Below are 21893 nucleotides of genomic sequence, written 5' to 3' on the forward strand. Positions count from 1 at the left end.
CAACTTTTTACTACGAAAAAGCGTGAGCCAGTGTATACCCTACAAGACTATACGCAAACCCCGAGTTCAGAAAGACTGAGTGGCTGGAAATTGCGTATGGCGCAAGGGCGCGAGCACCTTTTGTTTGGGACTTCGCATATGATTCCCTTTGTGGTGGCTGGCGGCGTGTTACTGGCTTTATCGATCATGTTATCTGGTCAGGGGGCTGTTCCCCCCACGGGCATTCTGGCGGATATTGCCACCATGGGTATAGCTGGGCTGACTTTGTTTACTGCAATACTGGGCGGTTATATTGCCTACTCAATTGCAGACAAGCCTGGTCTTGCACCGGGTATGATTGGTGCTTGGATCTCTGTTACCCAGTATCACACCGGGTTTTTGGGCGCAATTTTGGTGGGTTTTTTGGCAGGGTACACGGTAAAAGCACTCAAGAAAATCCCAATACCAGAGGGTATGCATTCTTTGGGCTCGATTTTTTTGTACCCGTTGCTTGGCACCTTTATTACTTGTGGTGCGGTAATGTGGTTGATAGGCGACCCGATTGCATTGGCCATGAATGGTCTGAATGAGACGTTGGCCGGCATGGCAAATTCAGGCAAGGTCGCACTGGGTGCTCTACTGGGTGCAATGACGGCATTTGATATGGGTGGTCCGGTTAACAAGGTCGCCACTTTATTTGCCCAAACTCAGGTTAACACACAGCCATGGTTGATGGGCGGAGTTGGGATCGCCATTTGTACACCGCCACTTGGCCTTGCGTTGGCAACTTGGTTGTCACCGAAAAAGTTTAAACCAGAAGAGCGCGAAGCCGGTAAAGCAGCGGGGCTAATGGGCATGATTGGTATCAGTGAAGGTGCGATCCCCTTTGCTGCTGCCGACCCAGCACGTGTTCTGCCTGCCATCGTTGCTGGTGGGGTCGTGGGTAATGTGGTGGGCTTTATGTTTCAGGTGCTCAATCACGCGCCTTGGGGCGGTTGGATTGTTCTACCAGTTGTTGACGGTAAGCTGGGCTATATCGTAGGGACGTTAGCGGGTGCTTTGACCACCGCTCTGATTGTACTTAGCTTAAAACGCGTGATTGAAGAAGAGTCGGATGCCGCGATTAATGCATATCATTCTGTTGAACAAGAGGGGTGCGCTGAAGTACTTGCGGTGACCTCTTGTCCATCCGGTGTTGCGCACACTTTCCTAGCAGCGAAGTCGCTGGAAAAGGCGGCGTACACCATGGGCATCAAAATAAAAGTAGAAACACAGGGTGCAAACGGGATAACCAACCGGATCACCGCTAAAGATGTCCAGAACGCCAAGTTTGTGATCTTTGCTCATGACGTTGCGATTGAAGCGCCAGAGCGATTTTTGACCCTGAAGGTGGTCGATGTCTCAACCAAAGATGCCATTATCAATGCGGTTGAGCTTCTTCATACTGGACGATGATTTTTCATAGTCCCCCGGCTATGATGCAGACCCCGTGGTTACCGGGGTCTTTTTTTTATCTTTTTTAAGGCTAAATTGATGTATTGATAGACGAATTAGCCAGTAAATAGCCAATCAGTATTAAAGCACGGCTTTTTTTCACTTTTGCTCTTGACCTAACCCTCTAGAATCATTAAATTAGCGCCTCGTTGGTTAGCAATACCAACTCAAAATTTGGTGAGTTGTCCGAGTGGCTGAAGGAGCACGCCTGGAAAGTGTGTATACGGCAACGTATCGAGAGTTCGAATCTCTCACTCACCGCCATATTCTAAAAAAAGACGTCTTAGGACGTCTTTTTTGTTTTTTAAAGTATTACTGATTCATGTAAAAGCCAAACGACCACCTGTGAACATTAAGTTAAATTTCTGTTTTTCTTGCTTTTATCTTTGCGGTCACAATCAATAAATACAAATTAAATACAATACCGGTATGTTCTTTCGTAATTATTGATGTAGCCTTATGTTTTCTTTTCCCTGTAGATAGAGAGTACCAATATGAAAAAAATTATCTCTGCAGCTGTTCTAGCGCTTGTTGTTAGTGGCTGTGCTCAGCAAACTTTTGTTATGTCAGATGCAAACAATCAAATTAAAGAAGAGACGTCTCAGAACTTCTTTGTTTATGGTATTGGCCAAGAGAAAGAGATCAACGCAGCGAGTGTTTGTGGCGGCGCTGACAAAGTGGCAAAAGTCGAAACTCAAGACACCTTTGTCAATGGTCTACTGCGAGTAGTAACGTTTGGCATTTACACACCACGTGATGCACGAGTATTTTGTAAGTCATAATTTTTATATTGCATTCCTATGAAAAAAGCCTCCGTGATGGAGGCTTTTTTGTTGGTGTGACCAAAATTTCTAGGGAAGTAAATGGTAATTCGATGTGTGTCCTAAATTATCTCTATCTATCATTTAATGACCCTTATGACAAATCTATCTTTTGGACGGGTAAAGCATTATTTGACAGCTTTAGAAGGCTCCATCTGATAATTATGGGGTAAAGATAGGATTACTTTGAACAGCAGGCTAGTTCTCACAAATGCATTGATTGTGTTGATACTTTTTTTAGGATATGTCACTTTGTTCATATAGATGTCAGGAGTATATATGAGCAGAATATTGAACAGCTTACGAGATGAGTTTATTCAATCTCAGGGCCTAGTTACAAAGGGAAAGGATGTTGATTTTGAGAAGTTTTGTAACTTCCATATAATTCAAAGTGAATATAGTAAGACGTTAAACCCTGAACTTGTAACAGTTGGTGCAGGCAATGACACAGGTATCGATGGTATCGCAATAATCACTAATGGTCATTTAGTAGAGGATGTATCCGAAGTCGATGACTTGTTAGAAGCGAACGGCTCGTTAGACGTGCAATTTATATTTGTCCAATCAAAAACTTCTCCTAGCTTTGATTCTGGAGAAATGTCAAAGTTTTATATGGGTGTAACTGATTTTTTTAAAGAAGAGCATTCATTACCATCTAACGAGGATATTAAGCGTAACTTGGAAATATCAGATTACATATATACCAAAGCTTCACATTTCAGTAGCAACCCTAAAGTCAAACTGTATTATGTTACTTCTGGAGTATTCAATGGAGACGAACACCTCACGGCGGTAAGAGATACCTTCAAACAGCAGTTAATTGATATGTCGATGTTTAGCTCTGTTGAAAGTGAGCTTCTTGGAGAAGCAGAAATTACTGCAATGTATCGAAAGGCTAATAAGCCCGATGAAGCAACTTTTGAGTTTGAGCGAAAAGCGAACTTACCAAAAATAGAGGGTGTGAAAGAAGCATACTTTGGTGTTCTACCGATGAGCGAGTTTAAGTCGATACTCATTGACGAAAATGGTGATGTAAAGAATGTTTTTGATGATAATGTCCGTGATTTTCAAGGTGTAGGTAATGCAGTAAACAAAGATATTCTAAATACACTTAGTGAGGATAAATCAACGGAGTTTAGTATATTAAATAATGGTGTCACCATAGTAGCAAATGATGCCAAAGTAACTTCGTCTACATTTACAATAATGGATTATCAAATCGTTAATGGTTGTCAAACAAGTAATGTTCTTTATCAGCATCAATTATCAAATGATATAGAGGGCATTTACATCCCTATCCGACTTATCGTTACTGCTGACGATGAACTAAAATCGAGAGTTACAGTCTCAACTAATAATCAGACAACTGTTAAGACAGAACAGCTGGCAGCAATGTCGGAGTTCCAAAAGAACCTAGAGCTGTACTATTCTGCTACATCTGGTGAAGGCCAGCTATACTATGAACGACGTTCAAAGCAGTATGCTAAAGATAAAAATGTTGTAAAGAAACGGGTCATACCTATTAGTGCTCAAATTAAAACATTTTCATCGATGTTTCATCAGAATCCCCATGTTGTAACTACTTACTACGGTAATTTAGTTAAGGGAATTGGAAAGAAGGGTAGTACCGAGATATTTAAAGATGGGCATTCTTACTCTATCTATTATCTATCTGGCCTTGTCTATTACACATTAGAGGAACTGTTTAGGAAGAATGTTATTGATAAGAAATATAGGAAAGTAAAATTCTATATAACAATGTTAATACCGATGCTAGTAGAAAACGGAAAAATCCCGCCTTTAAATAGTAATAGAAAATGTGAAGAATATATGAAGAGGTTTTCGGAAATACTTCTTGACTTGAGTAGGAGTGAAGAGTTGTTTTTGAAGGCTGTCGAAATTATTGATGGCTCAGGAGCACCTATCGAAGATAAACAAGCATTGAAATCCCAAAAAATGACTTCGCAAATATTAGAACATTTTAAAACTCTATCTCCAGAGGAGATTCAGTTGAAACGAATGGAGCAGATGGATATCTTCGAATCGTTGAGTGAAGCTTGATGAATATCTACTAGCGACAATATTAGTGATAACCTGTATTATTAATTATCTAAGGAACTCAAGTGTTTGATTTCCGAGTGGCTGAAGGAGCACGCCTGGAAAGTGTGTATACGGCAACGTATCGAGAGTTCGAATCTCTCACTCACCGCCATATTCTAAAAAAAGACGTCTTAGGACGTCTTTTTTGCTTTCATCTCCTGACAAGCTTGGGTTTCAAGCGAAATAGCTATCTGTAAGCATTGAGTGAACGGTAGATTTACAGACGTTATCTTTGCGGCGACAATCGAAAAATTAACAATAAGCCTACCGCCTTTGTGTTCTTTCGTGAGTATTGATCTAGTTTTATGGTTTCTTTCCTTAAAAATAGAGCGGACTAATATGAAAAAAACCATCTTTGCAGCCGTCCTAGCGCTTGTTGTTAGTGGCTGTGCTCAGCAAACTTTTGTTATGTCAGATTCAAGCAGCCAAGCTAAAGAAGACACATCTCAGCATTTCTTTGTTTACGGCATCGGTCAAGAGCAAAAGATCAACGCAGCCAGTGTGTGTGGCGGCGCTGACAAAGTGGCAAAAGTCGAAACTCAAGACACCTTCGTCAATGGTCTACTGCGAGTAGTGACGTTTGGGATCTACACACCACGTGATGCGCGAGTATTTTGTAAGTAATCACTTTTGAATGTATGTTCATAAAAAGCCTCCGTAATGGAGGCTTTTGTGTTGTTAAAACAAGTAATTTGATGTGTGTCCTGAATTATCTAACATTTACAAATACGTATTTATCTCATCTCTTAGCTGCATCGCCACTTCTCTACTCTTGATTGCAAAATCATGGTTATTCGAAGCGTAAAGAATAGACCGAGAGCTACTAATGATGAGGCCCTTACCTTTACTGTCTTTACCAGCGAGGATCATGTCTTTCACATTTCCTCCTTGCGAGCCAACGCCGGGTACGAGAAAAACTGTGTCAGGCAGTATTTGTCTTATGGCTTTCATTTGCTCAGGCCACGTAGCTCCCACCACCGCTAAGCAATTTTTGTTTTCATTCCAATCGTCACCAATCTTTCGCGCCACTTTTAAATATAAAGCCTCACCGTCCACTTCTAAATCTTGCAAATCCTCGGCGCCTCCATTAGAGGTTCGACACAGCAGTATCGTACCTTTGTCTTTATAACTGGTGAAAGGAGCAACTGAATCGGAACCTAGATATGGATTTACGGTGACGGCATCTACTCGATACCTAACAAATGCTTCATGGGCATATTTCTCTGCCGTACTGCCAATATCTCCTCGTTTGGCGTCAAGGATGATTGGAATATGAGGATATTCTTTCTGTATATATTCAATGGTCTTTTCGAGTTCCTTTTCAGCGCCTATTGATGCGAAGTGAGCGATTTGCGGTTTATAAGCACAAACTAAGTCATGCGTTGCATCTATAACCTGCTTGTTGAAATCAAAAATTTGCCCCACGTTCTCTCTTAGGTGACTAGGAAATTTTTCTTGTATGGGGTCTAACCCAATACACAAGAGTGACTGATTTTTTGACCAAGCATTTTCAAGTTTATTTAAGAATGTCATATAACCTCAAGTTGTTGATATATTCGCAAAGCCGAAATGTTAAAGCTCAGTTTAATCGGAAAAAGTATGAATAGTGGGAAAGAGCGTTCCTCATATAAATGGTGACAGTATATTTTTTTAGTGAAGTAAATACAGTGCTGGAAGTGTCTCAACTGATTGATTTAAAAGTAATATTGTTATTTTTCAACAGCGCTGCTTTATCAGAAATACTATCATTACCGCCCGAAATCTAATAGCCACATAAGTCGAAAAAATATGTTGAATATCATAATTTTTAGTTCTTTTGATATTTGTTGTACCGAACAATTTCTTATATTGACCTTTTTATAAATTAATTTGGTTCTAATTCACAAGCTTACGAACTCCAATTTTATAGAGCAATGTTTAGAATGAGGAACTTATATTTGGTGTCTGTCCTGAATTGTTCATTAGGACAGCAAAAAGCGCAGCTCACTCGTTGCTCTGCTTTTTGCTGCCCGTGATTGTCGGCGCTACGCTGTAGGAATTTGTATCCGATATATCATCGGATACACTCCACGACTTAAAATAGTTATGCCCAAAGCCCATATAAATCTGCCTCACTAGAAGAAAATAAAACCCTCAGTTTTATTCCTTCATTTCTTATCTTTATTTGTCTTATATTTTTCAGTCATTTACTTCATAAGCTTATGAAAAAATATCGCCAAAAAAACACTATATAATTGCGACTCAATCGGATTAGCCTGTGCTTTGTAGTGGTATTTAATCTCTGAGTTTGACTCCTTTTTTGTTATTACCTTTTAATACCCACGCACATTTCACTGGTTAGTAAACGCTCAATTTGTATAGGAGATTTTATGAGTGAAGCGGTCAATAAGCCACGTGGTGAGCATTGTTTATTTTTAGAGAAATTTGCCGATGGGTCAGTGTACTACTCGGCGAAAAAGAGATGGTCGGGCAGCAGCGCAGAGAATTTGCGCTGGGCCAAAAGCGAAAGCCCACTTCGGCCTTTGGTGGCGAAGTATTTAAAGTATGAGGGCGAGGCGACTCGCACCAAACTGGCTGAGGAGCTTTCTCGCCGTGAGGCATCGCTGTTAAAATCTGAGTTAATTAAGCGCAGTGAAGCCATGGGGCAGTCCGTGCTAAATACCAAAGGCAAGATCAACGCCACATTAACGTGTATGAGAAGCATCAAGCGCCACTGTGATTGTGATTTTGAACGCGCCAATACACTGATTAAAATGTTTAACAAGATGGGATAGAAGGGCGCCTCTATCTTATCTTTGGATACCCAAGTCACCTTAAGCGGCTCGGTTCAGCTTAAGGTCACTTGGGTGTAACATCATGAAATAAATATTGTTATAGAGAGACCTAGGCTGGATATCCAGCATCAGGGCTGATAACTTATAGCGCTCAGTTGCTTATAAAACGATAACAATATGACCCTCAATCACTACCTGTCGCGTTTTCAAAACCTAAGTATGAATCAAACGAATGGCAGCAAAAGCCCACATAAAGTGTGCCTGCTGCTTGCGGTGATGGACCTGATTCAAGATAAGGTCATTTGCTCTCCTGAGATTAAGCTTAATGATGCGCTCAAAGCGCGTTTTACCCACCATTTTAATCAGCGCGCTCAAGGTCGAGACAGAGATACTCCCGAGAATCCCTTCTTTCATCTGCGTAGCGAAGGCTTTTGGCATCTTGATTATCGAGAGGGTTACGATAAAGATACAACCAAGCGTTATTCTGCCAAAGCAATTGAGAGAGCTCACTTGGATAGTGCACTGTTTGAGCATATGCAAAGTAAGCTGGTGGTGGATGAGCTCAAAGAGGCGCTAGAGGGCAACTTCGCTGAGTGTATCGACAATCAAGTGGCAATGACAAAGTTGGACTACCAAAAGCCTGGTGGCGTAGCCCATGACGTGATTTTTAATGATATCCAAGCCGTGATGGATGACCCATCGCTCACGTCGACGGAGAAGAGCATCTTGGTAAAAAGCCGTTTGGGACAAGATCAGTTTCGCTCGAAATTAATCAAGTTATGGCAAGGCTGCTCGGTAACAGGCTATCCAGCTCAATCAATGCTGATTGCATCGCACATCAAGCCTTGGCGCGCCTCAAATAACCAAGAGCGTCTCGATAAGTTTAATGGGCTATTATTGCTGCCTTCTTTGGATAAAGCCTTTGATCAAGGATTTATCTCATTTAACACCAGTGGACAGGTGCTGATCTCATCGTCACTCGAACACCCAAATGTCATTGGTATTGAAGAATCGATGAAAATTCGACTTGCCCAATCTCACCACAACTACCTAGCCTATCACCGCAGTGAAGTGTTTAAAGGCTAAAAATACCTCAATATACGCTGAGTTGAATACAAGGTTTTCTTGGCGTAATCACAGCTCACAATTATGAATAAAAGCCCAGAATTCATCTGGTGAATCTCTCTTGTCCTTCGCTAGTTTTTTATCCGAACTTTCGTCTCATTTTGGTTGTCTTTATGTAACGAATTTATTTTTGTGTATTTTAGTAATAGCGTGAACGGTGTTTTATTTATAGCAAAAATGCAACATTAAATATAAATTTAATCTTATAAAGCATTGAATTAATGTAACTTTTCATTTACGGTTATTTCTCATTTTTAATACGATTGGCTTGTTGACCAAGCTAATTTTTGTAGTAATCTCAAGAATAATTATCATTAGTATTATCAATTGAGTCTATTTATGTGGTCTAAAAACTGATTACCGCAGCCGCTATTGCGTCTACTGCGGTGCTTCCTGTGCCAAAAGACTCATTGTTTTAGTACTCAGAAAAAGAAAGGTGAGGTGCGGCTTTGGCAGAGCACAAGGCTAATCCTTAAATTACGTGACGGCGTCACTTGTATTGCTTGAGTGGATAAGAATGTAACCTGATTAAGGCTGCAAGTTACTTACAAATACCATTGGAAACTGAGTTCGAAAAACAATGAAGCTGACCCATAAAGAATATTTGAAAATCGCCATTCCTTTTGTTGTCTCGACGGTGACTCAACCTCTGTTGGGAGCCGTTGATACCGCGGTCATCGGTCGCTTATGTGTAACAGAGCTGCTCGGGGGCATTGCCATTGGTACTTTGGTGATGAACACCATATATTGGCTGTTTGGTTTCTTTCGCGTCAGTACGACTGGGCAAAGTGCTATGGCGCTGGGCAGTAATAACTCAGCTGATCAAATCAACAGCTTGCTTCGCCCAGCGGTCCTAGCTGCCTTTGTTGGGTGTGTATTTATCTTGTTGCAAGGCACGATTTGGCAAGTTGCAGAATGGGGCATTGCACCGGATCCTGCGGTCAGCCAACACGCTAAAGCTTATTTCGATATTATGATTTTTGGTGCGCCTTTTGTCTTGGTTAACTATACCTTGATAGGGTGGCTAATGGGACAGGAAAAAGCGCGCGAGACTTTGATTATTCAGGTGATGGGTAATGTGCTTAATATGGCCTTGGATATTCTCTTTGTGCTTTATTTTGATATGGGAATTGCTGGCGTAGCTGTCGCGACCTTGATTGCTCAAGTCGCTACGTTACTACTCGGTATCACTTTGGTGCTAAAGACAGGCCAATTTTCTTTAGTGGATCATTTGAAATCTCTGACGCTGTCGCGGGGAGAGCTCAAGGTGATTTTGTCCTCGAATATTGATTTATTGCTGCGTACGGTGTGCTTGTTGGTCTTCTTTAACATCGTGGCTAGGGTTGGTTCTCAATTAGGGACGGACGTGTTGGCGACCAATGCGATTTTTCTTCAAGTCGTCTACGTGATGAGTTATCTGTTTGATGGCATCGCCAATGCATCAAGTGTCTTCGCTGGTAAAGCGGTAGGGCAAAAAAATCCTAAGCTGCTGGACAGTGTTATTTGTATCACAGCTCAATATACCATGGTGCTCATCGTGGCCTTGACTCTGTTGACCTTTATCTTTGAACGGCACATAGTTTCTGTGTTTACTTCGATACCCGAGTTGATAGAACTTTGTCTAAGTCTCAGCACTTGGCTGTTGATATTTCCACTGTTTGCCGGGTTTGGCCTTACCTTTTATGGAATATTTACCGGCACTGGCACAACCAGACCTGTGCGCAATGCAAGCTTTATGACGCTGGTGGTTTTCTTATTGGTTCAACTCGTTTCTGTACCTAATTTAGGAAATGATGGTCTTTGGTTGTCTTTTACCTTGTTCTACGTTGGTCGATTTGCGTTTATGTATCCTTATATCGGCCAAGTTCGACAAAAATGTCTATAAAACAATAGCTTTAGTATTTTTTGATTAGAGCAAGGAATGAACTGGAGAGATAGAATAGTGCCACGTTAGGCTCCTAGCAGTGCTAGGGGTCTATATGAAGTTGTGTTACAGATTAATTTATTGATCAAGTTGCATATGGAAAAGTCGCTACCTATAGTTATTGAACAATTAATAAAATAAGGCTTACCCTATGTTCAAAACAACGTTAGTTTCTTGTGCACTCCTTTTGACATCGACTTGTTATGCTTCTTCTGAATTGCTCTCTGCGAGCATGTTGCAAGATGTGGCAAGTCAATCATCTCCTGAAATCCAAGCCAGTCTAGAGGCGAACCCCAATTTACTGACTGGCCTTGCTGCTCGCGTGAATTTGGCCTACAAAACTGCTCACAGAGGAAATCAAAGCTCGATCAATGCTGCCAGCTCAATGGTGACGAGTTACATCAGTAGCCAAAAATACGCATATCGCATGCCGAGTAGCTTGTCGGGCATGAATGATTGCTCTGTTGAACTTGCTTTGTCACAAATGGCGGCACAAGATGCGCTAAATACCATCACTAACTATAATTTAAGCCGTTATGCGCCAGAAGATAACCTTCCTCCAGGCTCAAGATATAATGCAATGGATATCATCGCAGGGGTTCTGCAAGGTGCGATGATAGCGGGGGTTGGAGGGATCACCGCCGATCAAGTGGCTATCGGGACTTACAAGGTCTGTAATGACAGCAGTCAAAAAGCGTTGTCATATATGACCACTATAACCAACCTCACCAATACGCTGTTCAATGCTATTGTTCAGGAATAACCTGCTTTTATTTTAGGCGAAGACAAGGGTTTGTCGTCGCCTAAACCATCTCTTGCTACGTTTTTCGGCCATCAAAAATATTTCTTGGTAACAAATCACTTAATAGCTAATTCATTGTTGAGGTGAATGATTTTATAAAATACGTTTAATAAAATTGATGGAATAATAGGCAGAGAGAATACGTGAAACAGTTGTTGGTGATTTTTTGTTCAGTATTGAGTTTTGGTTGTAATTCAGATGATGATAATTCTCAATCTAATCATTCAAGTGCTCAAGGAGGGCTTGATCCTAATGTCGCTCCAATTACAGCGGGATCTTGGTATCGACCTGAGGTCTCAGTGACTTGGCAATGGCAGCTTGAAGGAAGTTTGAATACCTCTTATCCCGTCACTCTCTATGATGTCGACCTTTTTGATACTGCGACCACGACAATAAAAAGCCTGCAAGGCTCTGGAAAGAAAGTGGTGTGTTATTTTTCAGCAGGCTCCTTCGAGGACTTTCGAGATGATAAAGACTTATTCATCCCAAGCGATCTCGGTAACACACTCGACGGTTGGGAAGATGAGCGCTGGCTCGATATACGCTCGGCCAATGTCCATGACATCATGAAAAAGCGTTTGGATGTTGCTAAGCAAAAAGGCTGTGATGGTGTTGAGCCAGATAATATGGATGGGTATACCAACAAATCAGGCTTTACTCTGACTGCTCAAGATCAACTGGCGTACAATCGGTTTATTGCCAACGAGGCACACAAAAGAAATCTTGCTGTGGGATTGAAAAATGACCTTGATCAAGTGACAGAGTTGGTAGAGTACTTTGACTTTGCGGTCAACGAGCAGTGCTTTGAGTACAATGAATGCGATACGTTGCTACCTTTCATCAATCAGGGAAAACCTGTTTTAACTGCAGAGTACTTAGATAAGTATGTTAGCAATGCAAGTGAGCGAGCGGCAATCTGTCAAGAGTCGAGGAATAAGCAATTTAGTACCCTTATTCTACCTCTTGATTTGGACGATAGTTTTAGATTCAGCTGTTTGTAAATCGCGTAATCATCATTAAAAGAACTAAACGATGTTTAAGTTATCAAGAGAGATTTGAACATCGTTTTTTACTGTCTGTTTTTTGCGCTTATATTCATTTTTTATATCTTTATTGATTGTAATATCTACACAATTAATTGTCATAACTTTTATTAACCTGTAATAAGTTGTATTTTTTTAAAAAATATAACTTTATATATCAATATTTTAGATTATTCTTTGTTGTTTTCGTAAGCTTACGAACTTTTTATAGAGTAAAAGATCTATATACTTATTCACTCTTAGGGGCATTTTATATTTATCTTATTTATATTCTCAGGCGACCTAATGATTGGTGTTTTTGCCATAAATATTGGCCTTGAGGTACAAAAATATTTAGATAAATAGAGGTTCGTATAACCGTAAATTGAGTCTAATTTTCTGTAAGAATGAGTGTAATAGGGCTCACTAGCTTGGTTATCTGCTGTATTTTTGCAGCAATAGATACAATTATGCAATAAGTTTTATATTGGGTGTGTGATATCGTCATTGCACTTAACAATTTAATTAATCTTATGAAAAACATCCTTTTATCAACTCCAGGGGCGAGGCCACAATTACTGACAGAGACGTTGTTTGCCATCCATCAGTCTGGTCAGGCGTTCCCTGATGAAGTATACGTAATGATCACTCAGAAAAGTTATGAGCCACTTGTCGATGGCCTGTTTAGGAAAGGACACCTTCAAGCACTTAAGGAAGAATATCAGTTACCAGATTTTGAGTTTGATGAGAGTCATATTCTACTGATCAAAGACGAGCAGGGCAATTTTATTGAGGATGCGAAATCAGCCGCTGATCAAACCGCGATGGCGACATTCATCACACGCAAAGTCTATGAATTAACACAAGATGAAGGCATCGCAATCCATGCTTCTCTTTCTGGAGGACGAAAGACACTTGGCTTTTATTTTGGCTGTGCAATGTCTATGTTCGGTCGTGAGCAAGATATGCTAAGTCATGTTTTTGTGGATGATCAGTATGAATTTGTAAAAGATTTTTGGTACCCAACTAAGCACCCCAAATGGGTAGCAGACAAGTTTGGTCATGGCTTTGTCGATGTAAGTCGAGCCAGTATTACCCTTGCGGAGATCCCTTTTATTCGATTGCGTGGTTCGATTGACAGCACCTTGTTGGTCAATATGGCAAGTGTTTCATTAAGCAAAACGATGGGGCTGTTGAAGCAAAAAGGCTCGCATGCTGTAATCACAATCAATAAAGCGGCTAGGTTTATCTCGGCACTTGGGGTTGAGGTTAAGCTGACTGCTAAGGAATTGGCGTTTTATTTATGGCTATTAAATAAAGGTCATGATGGTGTGGTGGTGAATCGAAATTTTGAGCGCAGCAAAGTACATAGCATTGCTTTTTTAAAGATGTATTGTGAAGTAGGGACTGACCCACGTATTTTTTCAACATTCAACACCACACCCGAAGATTTTAGCCAAGAGGACTATAAGTCTCTTGTCGGAATGGGGCGTGAATTTGTTCAGCCAGTGTGTTCAGCAATCAACACCAAATTGAAGAAAACCATGCCTCCTCAAATTTTTGAACGGCTGCAAATTTACTCAAAATCTGAAGCTGGTGAGCAGCGTTATCAATTAAAACTTTCGTACTGTAACGGTGAAGTTGAGCTGGATTGATACTTTTTTCTTCTTTCATTTTTTTATCACGCTCATTTTTTTCGTAACTACATGATTTTTAATGATTTGATTTTTACCATGTTGATTTTTTGTTAGTAACAATTATATGAATTGTTAACAAATGATAATTATGTACAATGTTTGTTATTTTGTATAGATAACTTAATTAGAGAACATTATGGTAAAAAACACTCTTTGTGTCCTAACTGTCGCTATGGCGTCTAATTCTGTCTTAGCTGCCGATAGCCATTGGTATTTTGGAGTCGATGCTTTGAATACCAAAGCAAATCAGAAGAACACTTTCGAATCCAAATCTCAGGTCTTGGTGCCAGCTGGCACAGTAGCGAATGTCCCATTTCCACATTTCCAGTAACTGTGGTTACAACGGAGACGGATAAGATTTCTGATCTGTCCTCGGAGACTGGTTTTGGTATTCATGTTGGAACACAATTCTTGTTGGCAAGTCAGTTTGCGTTGGCGGTTGAGGCCGAGTATCTGTCGTTTGGATCATTTTCCGGTAACCATGTATATACGGTTACCAATGCTGGAGTAGTTTCAGGTGTTAATGTATATCAGGAAACTGACACTGTAAGTTACTCACAGGAAGTGGACGTCACAGCTACTAATCTCAACATCAAGCCCAAGTATTACTTTGGAGGAAACAATTTTTATCTTGGTGCTATTGCTGGCGTTGGTGTCTACAAGGTTGACTTTAAATTGGATGATGGCTCAGATTGGGGCTTTAACTATGGTGTCGAAGCGGGCTATGAGATCACGCCAGAGCTGACCTTCTCTGCGGGCTACCGAATGTTCACAACATCAATTGATGTTAAAGATACCGATCAGGACTTTGAATTAGAACTTGATAGCTTCTATGCAGGCCTTGATTACAAATTCTGAGCACACAAGCAGTACAAAAGAGGAGCCAAATGGCTCCTTTTTTATTGAGCAATATATAACGCGTATTCTGTCGACCGTTTATCCTAATTGATTAATTTTACATCATTGTTCATTGCCTATCGATATTTTTTATTGATATTATTGATGAAGCTTGTAATATGCGCGGCTTTATAATTATTATTATCCAGTGGTATATTACAATGAAAAAAGCTTTTTCTCTTTTGGCACTTAGTGCTGTTGCCTCTTCTGCATTTGCTCAAGATGATAACTGGTATGTTGGTTTAAATGTCTTAAACACAAATGCAGAGCATAAAAGTACTGTCTCAGGTATAGTAAGCGACTCATACGGCGTCACCGTTCCTGCTAGGGTTAATTTCTCCGATATGTCGAAAGAGACAGGTTTCGGTTTGAATTTAGGTAAACAGATCCTACTCAACAATCAATTTGCTGTTGGTGTTGAAGCTGAATATCTTTCGTTTGGCTCTTTTTCTACCACTTTGAAGATGAGCAACCCTTCTACAGGGATGGTTTATGATATAGTGGATGATAAGTCGGAAATGAAAGTGACCGCCTTTAATTTAAACATCAAGCCTAAGTATTATTTCTCAGACACAGATTTTTATCTTGGTGGTACTGCTGGTGTTGGTAAATACAAAGCTGATTTTAAGAGTCTAGGTGATGGCTCAAATTGGGGTTTTAACTATGGCATTGAAGTGGGTTATGACATTACCTCAGAACTTAGCGTTTCGGCGGGTTACCGTTTATTTATGACAGATATTGGCTATAAAGGTGGTGACATCGAACTAGAACTTGATAGCTTCTATGCTGGACTTGCATACAAATTCTAAGCGCACAAGCAGTACAACAGAGGAGCCATATGGCTCCTTTTTAATTGTTTTGCCAAATTGCGACTTAATGGGCACGAGTCCCAGCTAACTATCTGATATACTCACGGCTTAATCAAAATAGTGTGAGGTGAATGGATGTCAAAAACCACCAAAATCTTAAATGAAGATAAGTTGGTCAAAAAAGCGATCGAAATTGGTTTTAAAATGGCAAAAATGCAAGGACTTGAATTACCCGCCTCGTCTCAGCCTATTAAAACGAAAGCCGTTTATTTGTTTCTTGTTGAAGTTAAGCAAATTACGCCTCTTCCGGACGATAAACTTGATGGGCCAAACATCAAAAAACGCTTGGCATTGTGGATTCGGAGCGTGCTGCCCGATGGTGACGATCTAAAATAACGGTCAGTTTTGCTGTCAGTCAAGAGAGTGATCTTTGTCGTAAAAGTGAAAAGAGATTTGTGACACCGTGACTAACTTTTGGCATCAAATTCGCAATTGTCACTTTTCCATTTATGGTTATTTTTATGACTGCTTTTAAGAGGCTTGGAGTGAAAATAGCGAAAGTTCGTCTTGCCGTGTCACTTTGACAACCTTGGGTTGTTGAGGCATTTGTGACAATAAATCGGGTCTAATTGGATAAAAAGTGTGACTTGTGTCACATTTATTGTTTTTCGTATGATGTCTTATTTTTTTATGAAACCAAGATATATAAGACCTCTTGTAATTATATATGGTTGGTACTATGTGTTTCACCTCTTCCTTTTATGAGAAGAATGCGATTGAGCTAGCAAATCAATACGATTCGATTGAATTCGAATCGGTACACTATGCATGGAAAAAAGACTGGCCTAAAAAAGGAAAGAACGTACTTGATGTGGGTGCAGGATCAGGTCGTGATGCTAAGTGGTTTGCGAAGCATGGTTGCAACGTTTTGGCAGTTGAGCCTGCAGAAACAATGCGAAAGCTCGGAGAGGAAAATACGCCGGAAGAAGTCACGTGGTTAGAAGATGAATTACCGACTCTGTATAAAGTGCGTAAGCTCTCTTGTCGTTACGATTTGATTTTGGTTTCTGCAGTATGGATGCATTTGCCAGTCATGCGCCGTTACAAAGCCTTATCGGTATTGGCCAAGTTGCTAACCAAAAAGGGCAAGATAGTGATCACCTTGCGTCAAGGCTCTTTTGATGACGGGCGAAAAAGTTTCGGTGTCTCTTTAATAGAGATCGAAAGGCTCACTAAACAAATTGGTCTTAACATTGCTTACATCGCTGATTCAGGCGATGCTCAGGGCAGGACAGATGTAACTTGGCAAACGGTCGTCCTTGATCAGAACAGCAAGCCTACTAACAAGCATCATCAAGCCTGAATCAAGTTTTAATCCTATCTGTTACTCTCCGAGTAGCGTTGCCATTCTTCTTTTAAATTCCTAGTCTCAATAAAATCATTATATTTCACTATTCTCTTACGAAATTGCAATGCGACAATACCGAGCGTAGACGTTGATATATGATTGTGACCTGCTTCTAGTTGTCCGGTTGCGAGCCAATATAATTGGATGATTAATGTTCCCCAAAGGATCGCCGAAAGCACTACCCAAAAGTCTTTGATCTATTCATCTGTGTTACGATGTGTTTACTCAAGAAAAACAAAGTATCACGGTATAAGTTTTTATTGTCAGGGTTTGTCAAATATGCACTTATATTTTACTTGGGTATTGAGATCACTTGGGTTGATAGAGACTCGCTAGTGGTTTACGTCTAAATATACTCATGTCGATTTCCTCCTGAGGATAGCACTGGCTCAGATAAGTCAGTATTGGCTCCCAAGCATCCGATAAATCCCATAAGCCTTGTGTGTTAATCATCCATTGTATTGTTTCCCTCCACTCAGCTTTAGTGCCATGGTTCTGGGTGATTAGCTTTGTTGAGTGACATGCACTGCAATTTCCTAGTACCAATTGCCAACCAGGTGCTTTGACCAGTCCCGTTGTCTTGTCAGTGGCATATTGTGTACGGCTACAATCGAGTGTATTTGCTTTTACGGGTTCGCTTAAATGTAGTGATAAACAAAGGAAAACGGTCGTTCTGATGAATTTTCTCAAAGGCGTAATCTTCATCATACCACCCTGACTGCGATACGATGGCAGCCATTAAAAAGATAGCCTTTTGGATTCCATTGAGGTTGAACGACCGGCTGGCTATCTCCTAAGCTGTCTGTCGCTTTTACCCAAATTTCATAGTAACCCTTGGTGAGTAATGAGAGCGATAGGTACCATTGTTGCCAAGCTCCTTTATTTACTGGTGCTTTGAGCTTTGCTAGATGCCATGTTGTTCCGTAATCGTAACTCAGTTCAACTTTTTCTACGCGTCTCAATCCAGCCCAGGCGTGACCACTGACGATTAGCTCTTTTCCTAAGGTTAATTCCGTTCCACTTGGTGGTGATGTGATCAGAGACTTTACGATCATTTCTTCAATAATGCGGAAGTCTTTGTTCGCGACCTGTTCCCCGGGCGCGATAGGGTAATTTGGCACTTGATAAGCCGGTGCTGCCATTTTATGTCCATCGTGGATTTTATTTCTGACACTGATACCGCTGGCACACTTTTGTGAAACCGAGCCTGGCCGCCCGCCAAAGACAATTCTTAGTGGGTATCCATGCATATAAGGGATGGGGTGGTCGTTCATAGACCAAGCTATGAGTGCATTTTCGGTCAGTGCTGCTTGGATTGGCACACCTCTTGAAATTGCTTCACCTCTTCCACTTAGATGAAGATCAGGACTATGGTGGCCTGTATAGACAGCATCCTCTCTGATACCGCAATATTTAAGTACATCACTCAGTAATACACCAGTCCAGTTAGCGCAATATACCCCGGCATCATTCCACTGATTGCCTTTTGTACTAGGGTAGAAGTTTTTACGGCTATTTCCGCCACATTCAATAACCAAGGCTTGCGTATGTTGAGTGAACTTAGTTTTGAGATCGTCTATGGTGAAGATCGTTGGACGAATAACAGATTCTCCTTTTACCTCAAACGTCCAAGATGCTGGGTCGATAGTGTCGAAGTGAGGCAGTAGGCCATTCCACCGAATGAAAGATTGGTGAGCGGGAGTCACAGCAGATGAAAGCATCGCCTCACTGGGATGAGCACACAGTGGTTTTGTGTTGAGTATAGTGAAGTCTTTTGGCAAATCATCTGCGTTCATCCAACGTAATGAATCAATATTTAACGGCTCGATGAACTTTGGACGCTGTTGAGCGAATACCCACGGTACGGGTAAAGTGGATATTGCCCCAACAGACATTACAGTCTTTATAAAATTTCTTCTATCCATATTTATTTGCTCACATCCATATATAATTTTTAAATATTGTTATTAAATTCTTTCCTTAACGCGTTATTCATTAATGATTATTTTATTTTTAATTTTTATAGAGTGGTGTTTTTTAAAATTAAATCTGCGCGCATTAGAACGAATATTCTAATAGAATGATATTCAGAAATACTTAACTTAAGTTCACACTTATTTAACATTGAGATCAGACCAGAGTGGTAAGTCATAGTATATATACGATCAAATAGAAAATGATGAATTAATTATTATTATTACTTAATTTCTATATTTTATAAATTAAAAGATGCTGATATATTAACTGATATACTCAAGTAACGTTAAGATGCTAGGTTCAGTGAGAAAGACTTGCTATATAGGTAAGGTAACGATCTGAAAATCTAGTCATCTAAATTGAAAATCGGTAACGACGCATGTAAAGCAAGACAATCCGCCCTTTGGTAGCCTGCCACAGTGCCGATTGCATCGTCAAACAACTTGGTAAGAGTCGACTATTACGCTGCGTTATTTTCCTTGAACTCAACACTGTGGCATCGCTCTGAATCCTGCATTTTGAAGTCACTTGGGTATATGATCAATCATAAAAACTCGAATATATTCGTGCTTGTATAATTATGATAAAAAAAGAGTTTTTAATTCAATAATTCTATTTTTCAGGAAGAGCTATGAAGTTTGGTACTTTAACGGTGCTTTTTTGCGCTGCTATGCCTATTTTTAATTTATACGCCGATGATACAAAACCATCTATCAATATGGTTGTTGTAAATAAAACCAATAAAGTATTAGATTTATCTACTGTAAGTAATGAGTCTGATATTGTTCATCATTCATTAAATGCTAAAGAAATATTGTCGGTTGATGATACTATTAGTTTTATATTTCCTAAATTATGCACTCAAAGTAAATTATATCCTAATTCTGTTTCAGCGGATGGTTCACGCCACAATTGGGTAATGAAATCTTCATCAACATTAGATTTTAACCTTAATGCTTCTGGTCTCGGAAAAGCGATAACGTGGCCAAATTTCACAGCATTAGATCTTTATTCTTGCTCGACTCTGCCCGCAAGCGCTTATCAAGATTTTATGTCTCAGTTTGGCTCACGTAATTTTACCGTTGGAAGTAATAATATCGAGTACAACCTGGCCCAACATGATGGAGCAGGATCGATGCAGGGTACGCTGATTGATAATGGACATATATACACTTGGTGTTCCTATCACTCAAACCCTGCCCTCAACAAGTGTCACTCTGACCTTTCGCAACAAACAAAACGATTTTTAGACCAATATATAAGCACACACCATCAGCCTACTTATCTAATACAGGTTGCCGAACTGCCGAAAAATCAGACACCATACAGTGATATCTTCTTTTTTGGTGACAGTCTGACGGATACTCACAATGCGTTTAGCATCAGCGGTGGGGATCTGCCCAAAGGTGTGTTTTATAATGGTCGCTGGGCAGACGGTTTAATGTGGCCTGACTATGTGAGTATGTTGACGGGGATTCCGGGTCACAACTACGCGTTTGGTGGTATGAGAGTGACTCGTCGATTTGATGCGAATTTAAGCGCAGCGACGCATATCGAAAAACTGAATACGGATATCATATTCATGCCCTCTGGATTTCCGATGTCACCGAGCTTGGAGGATGAGCTGAATGTCGCAATGCCTCATTTAAAACGTAGGCTGCGTAGTACAAGTGTCGAACGTAAAGTGATGACGACTTTTCTAATGGGAGGCAATGACTTTATGGCTATGGCGGGTGGAGAGATAGAGCGAAATTACCCTATGGTCTCTGAATCCTTGGTAAACAATATTCGCCAAAATTTGATTGCAAAGCTTAACCGGGGTGAACAGGATCGAATCAGCATTGTCCTTTTTGAACTTCCTGATATCAGCATTGCGCCTCAACTATATCATTCAATGCGAGATGGGATCACGGCAACAACCTTAGATCAATTTCGGTTGCAAGTTGTACTATTTAATCGACGATTGGCTCGAGCATATGAGCAACTTAGAAGTGATTACCCACATATAGAATTTATGTATATACCTACTCATTCTTGGCTAGGCAATATTCAACGATTAAAAGCGAGCTATGGTTTTTTTGATGGCTTATACGAAGGCAACTACTATCAGGGGATTTCGGCTCAGATATGGGGGCAGCCCAAAACCATGCTCAATCAACCAAGCGAAAACAATTCTCTTCTTCGCAACATCAACGACAGTAGTAACTTTTTAGGGGTGTTTAACTTACGGGGTGATAATGAGACGGCTGGAACGGTAGGAGTCGGTTCGATAACCGCAGGGCCGATGGACAACTTTGCCCAAGACTCCCTCATTCCGTACCGCCCGAGTTTAGTCAATAAAGCGGTCGTAGGAGGAGCTGTTCACCCATCAACTAAGACACATTTTATCCTCGCATCTCATTTTATTTTTCAACTTCTTATCGGACCAAATAATTATGCATCATCGATGATGATGGCCGATATTTTTCATACAGAGGGCTTTAGGCCACAAACAACACCATGGGAACGTAGTGCGTTTTTTAGACTACTCGATTATGCAAATAATACACACAAAGCTCCGGACTTTGCAGGTTGCGCTGATGGTGAAACGTGTCACTTTCGAAATGGTAACGACAAGTATGTTCACTCTGATGGATTTACTCCAAAGACCTACAGAGTTGTAAATCATTCAGCAAACCCGAATTGTCCTGATGGGAATTGCTCCGTATTTACTGTGTTTAATGCTCGTGGTTACTCACGTAGTCGAGAAAAAGTCGAATACCTACGTTTATTTCCCACCGATGGTTCAGAATTGGTGATTCCGCTAGGTAGCTACTCTCGATTAAAATTTAACCTCAAGTCGCCTTATACAGACTTCTCTGTTAAGTCTGAAAAGATACAAACACATGGTGTTTGTAAAGTACTGGCTGTGAGTCACGGTGCTTGGGGAACGACAGATGGGCGTTGCTTTAATGAAGATTATTCGGTCTGTATCGCAGGAAAAGGATGCGATTAGAAAGGTAATTAGCGCGATTGAATCGAGATAGGACAGCAACGATTTTTGACTGAGGGAGCCTCAGTCAAA

Annotated in this window: 18 protein-coding genes, 2 tRNA genes and 1 pseudogene; 18 read left to right on the forward strand and 3 right to left on the reverse strand. The window is 40.6% G+C overall.

Annotated elements, in window-relative coordinates; genetic code table 11:
* Positions 1-99: 99 nt before the first annotated feature.
* The 6 genes and pseudogenes from RH40_RS00070 to RH40_RS00100 form a co-directional block, all read left to right on the forward strand.
* Positions 100-1434, forward strand: a pseudogene (locus tag RH40_RS00070) (PTS fructose transporter subunit IIBC); the annotation flags it as partial.
* Between the two features lie 215 nt (positions 1435-1649).
* Positions 1650-1737, forward strand: a tRNA-Ser gene (locus RH40_RS00075).
* Between the two features lie 230 nt (positions 1738-1967).
* Positions 1968-2255 carry a Bor family protein gene (locus tag RH40_RS00080; RefSeq protein WP_009599186.1) on the forward strand — a complete coding sequence of 96 codons (288 nt, stop codon included), beginning with the start codon at positions 1968-1970 and terminating at the stop codon, positions 2253-2255.
* 318 nt (positions 2256-2573) lie between these two features.
* A complete protein-coding gene (locus RH40_RS00085) occupies positions 2574-4355 on the forward strand; it encodes an AIPR family protein (protein WP_009599187.1) in 1782 nt (593 codons plus the stop codon).
* 71 nt (positions 4356-4426) lie between these two features.
* Positions 4427-4506 (forward strand) — tRNA-Ser (locus RH40_RS00090).
* A 227-nt stretch (positions 4507-4733) separates the two neighbouring features.
* Positions 4734-5018, forward strand: a complete 285-nt coding sequence (locus RH40_RS00100; RefSeq protein ID WP_009599189.1) for a Bor/Iss family lipoprotein — start codon at positions 4734-4736, stop codon at positions 5016-5018.
* A gap of 96 nt (positions 5019-5114) precedes the next feature.
* Here RH40_RS00100 and pyrF read toward each other — a convergent pair whose 3' ends face one another.
* A complete protein-coding gene (gene pyrF, locus RH40_RS00105) occupies positions 5115-5927 on the reverse strand; it encodes an orotidine-5'-phosphate decarboxylase (RefSeq protein ID WP_009599190.1) in 813 nt (270 codons plus the stop codon).
* A gap of 836 nt (positions 5928-6763) precedes the next feature.
* On the opposite strand from pyrF, the gene RH40_RS00110 reads away from it, so the two are divergent.
* The 11 genes from RH40_RS00110 to RH40_RS00160 all read left to right on the forward strand — a co-directional run bounded on the left by RH40_RS00110 (position 6764) and on the right by RH40_RS00160 (position 16807).
* On the forward strand, positions 6764-7168 hold the full coding sequence (locus tag RH40_RS00110) for a hypothetical protein (RefSeq protein ID WP_009599191.1): 405 nt from the start codon (positions 6764-6766) through the stop codon (positions 7166-7168).
* A gap of 177 nt (positions 7169-7345) precedes the next feature.
* Positions 7346-8254: an HNH endonuclease gene (locus RH40_RS00115; RefSeq protein WP_009599192.1), complete on the forward strand. Its 909-nt coding sequence runs from the start codon at positions 7346-7348 to the stop codon at positions 8252-8254.
* Between the two features lie 619 nt (positions 8255-8873).
* Positions 8874-10178, forward strand: coding sequence for an MATE family efflux transporter (locus RH40_RS00120; RefSeq protein ID WP_009599193.1), 1305 nt, complete (start codon positions 8874-8876; stop codon positions 10176-10178).
* A gap of 190 nt (positions 10179-10368) precedes the next feature.
* Complete coding sequence (locus RH40_RS00125; RefSeq protein WP_009599194.1) at positions 10369-10980, forward strand: hypothetical protein; 612 nt, start codon at positions 10369-10371, stop codon at positions 10978-10980.
* Positions 10981-11162: 182 nt separating this feature from the next.
* Complete coding sequence (locus tag RH40_RS00130) at positions 11163-12020, forward strand: endo alpha-1,4 polygalactosaminidase (RefSeq protein ID WP_009599195.1); 858 nt, start codon at positions 11163-11165, stop codon at positions 12018-12020.
* Between the two features lie 554 nt (positions 12021-12574).
* Entirely contained in the window at positions 12575-13696 is a 1122-nt protein-coding gene (csm6, locus tag RH40_RS00135) for a CRISPR-associated ring nuclease Csm6 (RefSeq protein WP_039953901.1), read from the forward strand.
* A gap of 178 nt (positions 13697-13874) precedes the next feature.
* A complete protein-coding gene (locus RH40_RS20750) occupies positions 13875-14069 on the forward strand; it encodes a hypothetical protein (protein WP_009599198.1) in 195 nt (64 codons plus the stop codon).
* Positions 14070-14071: 2 nt separating this feature from the next.
* Complete coding sequence (locus tag RH40_RS00145) at positions 14072-14596, forward strand: outer membrane beta-barrel protein (protein ID WP_050790404.1); 525 nt, start codon at positions 14072-14074, stop codon at positions 14594-14596.
* A 200-nt stretch (positions 14597-14796) separates the two neighbouring features.
* Positions 14797-15444 carry an outer membrane beta-barrel protein gene (locus tag RH40_RS00150; protein WP_039953904.1) on the forward strand — a complete coding sequence of 216 codons (648 nt, stop codon included), beginning with the start codon at positions 14797-14799 and terminating at the stop codon, positions 15442-15444.
* A gap of 135 nt (positions 15445-15579) precedes the next feature.
* Positions 15580-15840: a DUF5062 family protein gene (locus RH40_RS00155; protein WP_009599201.1), complete on the forward strand. Its 261-nt coding sequence runs from the start codon at positions 15580-15582 to the stop codon at positions 15838-15840.
* Positions 15841-16171: 331 nt separating this feature from the next.
* The gene (locus RH40_RS00160) at positions 16172-16807 is read left to right on the forward strand and encodes a class I SAM-dependent methyltransferase (RefSeq protein ID WP_009599202.1); all 636 of its coding nucleotides are present in this window, start codon (positions 16172-16174) and stop codon (positions 16805-16807) included.
* Between the two features lie 354 nt (positions 16808-17161).
* On the opposite strand, the gene RH40_RS00165 is transcribed toward RH40_RS00160, so the two are convergent.
* Positions 17162-17560, reverse strand: a complete 399-nt coding sequence (locus tag RH40_RS00165; RefSeq protein WP_206536081.1) for a cytochrome C — start codon at positions 17558-17560, stop codon at positions 17162-17164.
* Complete coding sequence (locus RH40_RS00170; RefSeq protein WP_039953874.1) at positions 17557-18783, reverse strand: sulfite oxidase; 1227 nt, start codon at positions 18781-18783, stop codon at positions 17557-17559. Before RH40_RS00170 ends, RH40_RS00165 begins: the two co-directional genes overlap by 4 nt.
* A 677-nt stretch (positions 18784-19460) precedes the next feature.
* On the opposite strand from RH40_RS00170, the gene RH40_RS00175 reads away from it, so the two are divergent.
* Complete coding sequence (locus tag RH40_RS00175) at positions 19461-21824, forward strand: SGNH/GDSL hydrolase family protein (RefSeq protein WP_009599205.1); 2364 nt, start codon at positions 19461-19463, stop codon at positions 21822-21824.
* The last annotated feature ends 69 nt before the right edge of the window (positions 21825-21893 follow it).

The sequence above is a fragment of the Vibrio caribbeanicus ATCC BAA-2122 genome (genome assembly GCF_000165125.1).
In the GTDB taxonomy this organism is placed as follows: Bacteria; Pseudomonadota; Gammaproteobacteria; order Enterobacterales; family Vibrionaceae; genus Vibrio; species Vibrio caribbeanicus.

What these genes read in the sequence shown, in the direction of transcription:
- RH40_RS00150 (WP_039953904.1), top strand. Translation starts at nt 14,797, where the DNA reads ATGAAAAAAGCTTTTTCTCTTTTGGCACTTAGTGCTGTTGCCTCTTCT.
- RH40_RS00110 (WP_009599191.1), top strand. Translation starts at nt 6,764, where the DNA reads ATGAGTGAAGCGGTCAATAAGCCACGTGGTGAGCATTGTTTATTTTTA.
- pyrF (WP_009599190.1), bottom strand. Translation starts at nt 5,927, where the DNA reads ATGACATTCTTAAATAAACTTGAAAATGCTTGGTCAAAAAATCAGTCA.
- RH40_RS20750 (WP_009599198.1), top strand. Translation starts at nt 13,875, where the DNA reads ATGGTAAAAAACACTCTTTGTGTCCTAACTGTCGCTATGGCGTCTAAT.
- RH40_RS00115 (WP_009599192.1), top strand. Translation starts at nt 7,346, where the DNA reads ATGACCCTCAATCACTACCTGTCGCGTTTTCAAAACCTAAGTATGAAT.
- RH40_RS00100 (WP_009599189.1), top strand. Translation starts at nt 4,734, where the DNA reads ATGAAAAAAACCATCTTTGCAGCCGTCCTAGCGCTTGTTGTTAGTGGC.
- RH40_RS00125 (WP_009599194.1), top strand. Translation starts at nt 10,369, where the DNA reads ATGTTCAAAACAACGTTAGTTTCTTGTGCACTCCTTTTGACATCGACT.
- csm6 (WP_039953901.1), top strand. Translation starts at nt 12,575, where the DNA reads ATGAAAAACATCCTTTTATCAACTCCAGGGGCGAGGCCACAATTACTG.
- RH40_RS00175 (WP_009599205.1), top strand. Translation starts at nt 19,461, where the DNA reads ATGAAGTTTGGTACTTTAACGGTGCTTTTTTGCGCTGCTATGCCTATT.
- RH40_RS00155 (WP_009599201.1), top strand. Translation starts at nt 15,580, where the DNA reads ATGTCAAAAACCACCAAAATCTTAAATGAAGATAAGTTGGTCAAAAAA.
- RH40_RS00085 (WP_009599187.1), top strand. Translation starts at nt 2,574, where the DNA reads ATGAGCAGAATATTGAACAGCTTACGAGATGAGTTTATTCAATCTCAG.
- RH40_RS00080 (WP_009599186.1), top strand. Translation starts at nt 1,968, where the DNA reads ATGAAAAAAATTATCTCTGCAGCTGTTCTAGCGCTTGTTGTTAGTGGC.
- RH40_RS00165 (WP_206536081.1), bottom strand. Translation starts at nt 17,560, where the DNA reads ATGATGAAGATTACGCCTTTGAGAAAATTCATCAGAACGACCGTTTTC.
- RH40_RS00120 (WP_009599193.1), top strand. Translation starts at nt 8,874, where the DNA reads ATGAAGCTGACCCATAAAGAATATTTGAAAATCGCCATTCCTTTTGTT.
- RH40_RS00160 (WP_009599202.1), top strand. Translation starts at nt 16,172, where the DNA reads ATGGTTGGTACTATGTGTTTCACCTCTTCCTTTTATGAGAAGAATGCG.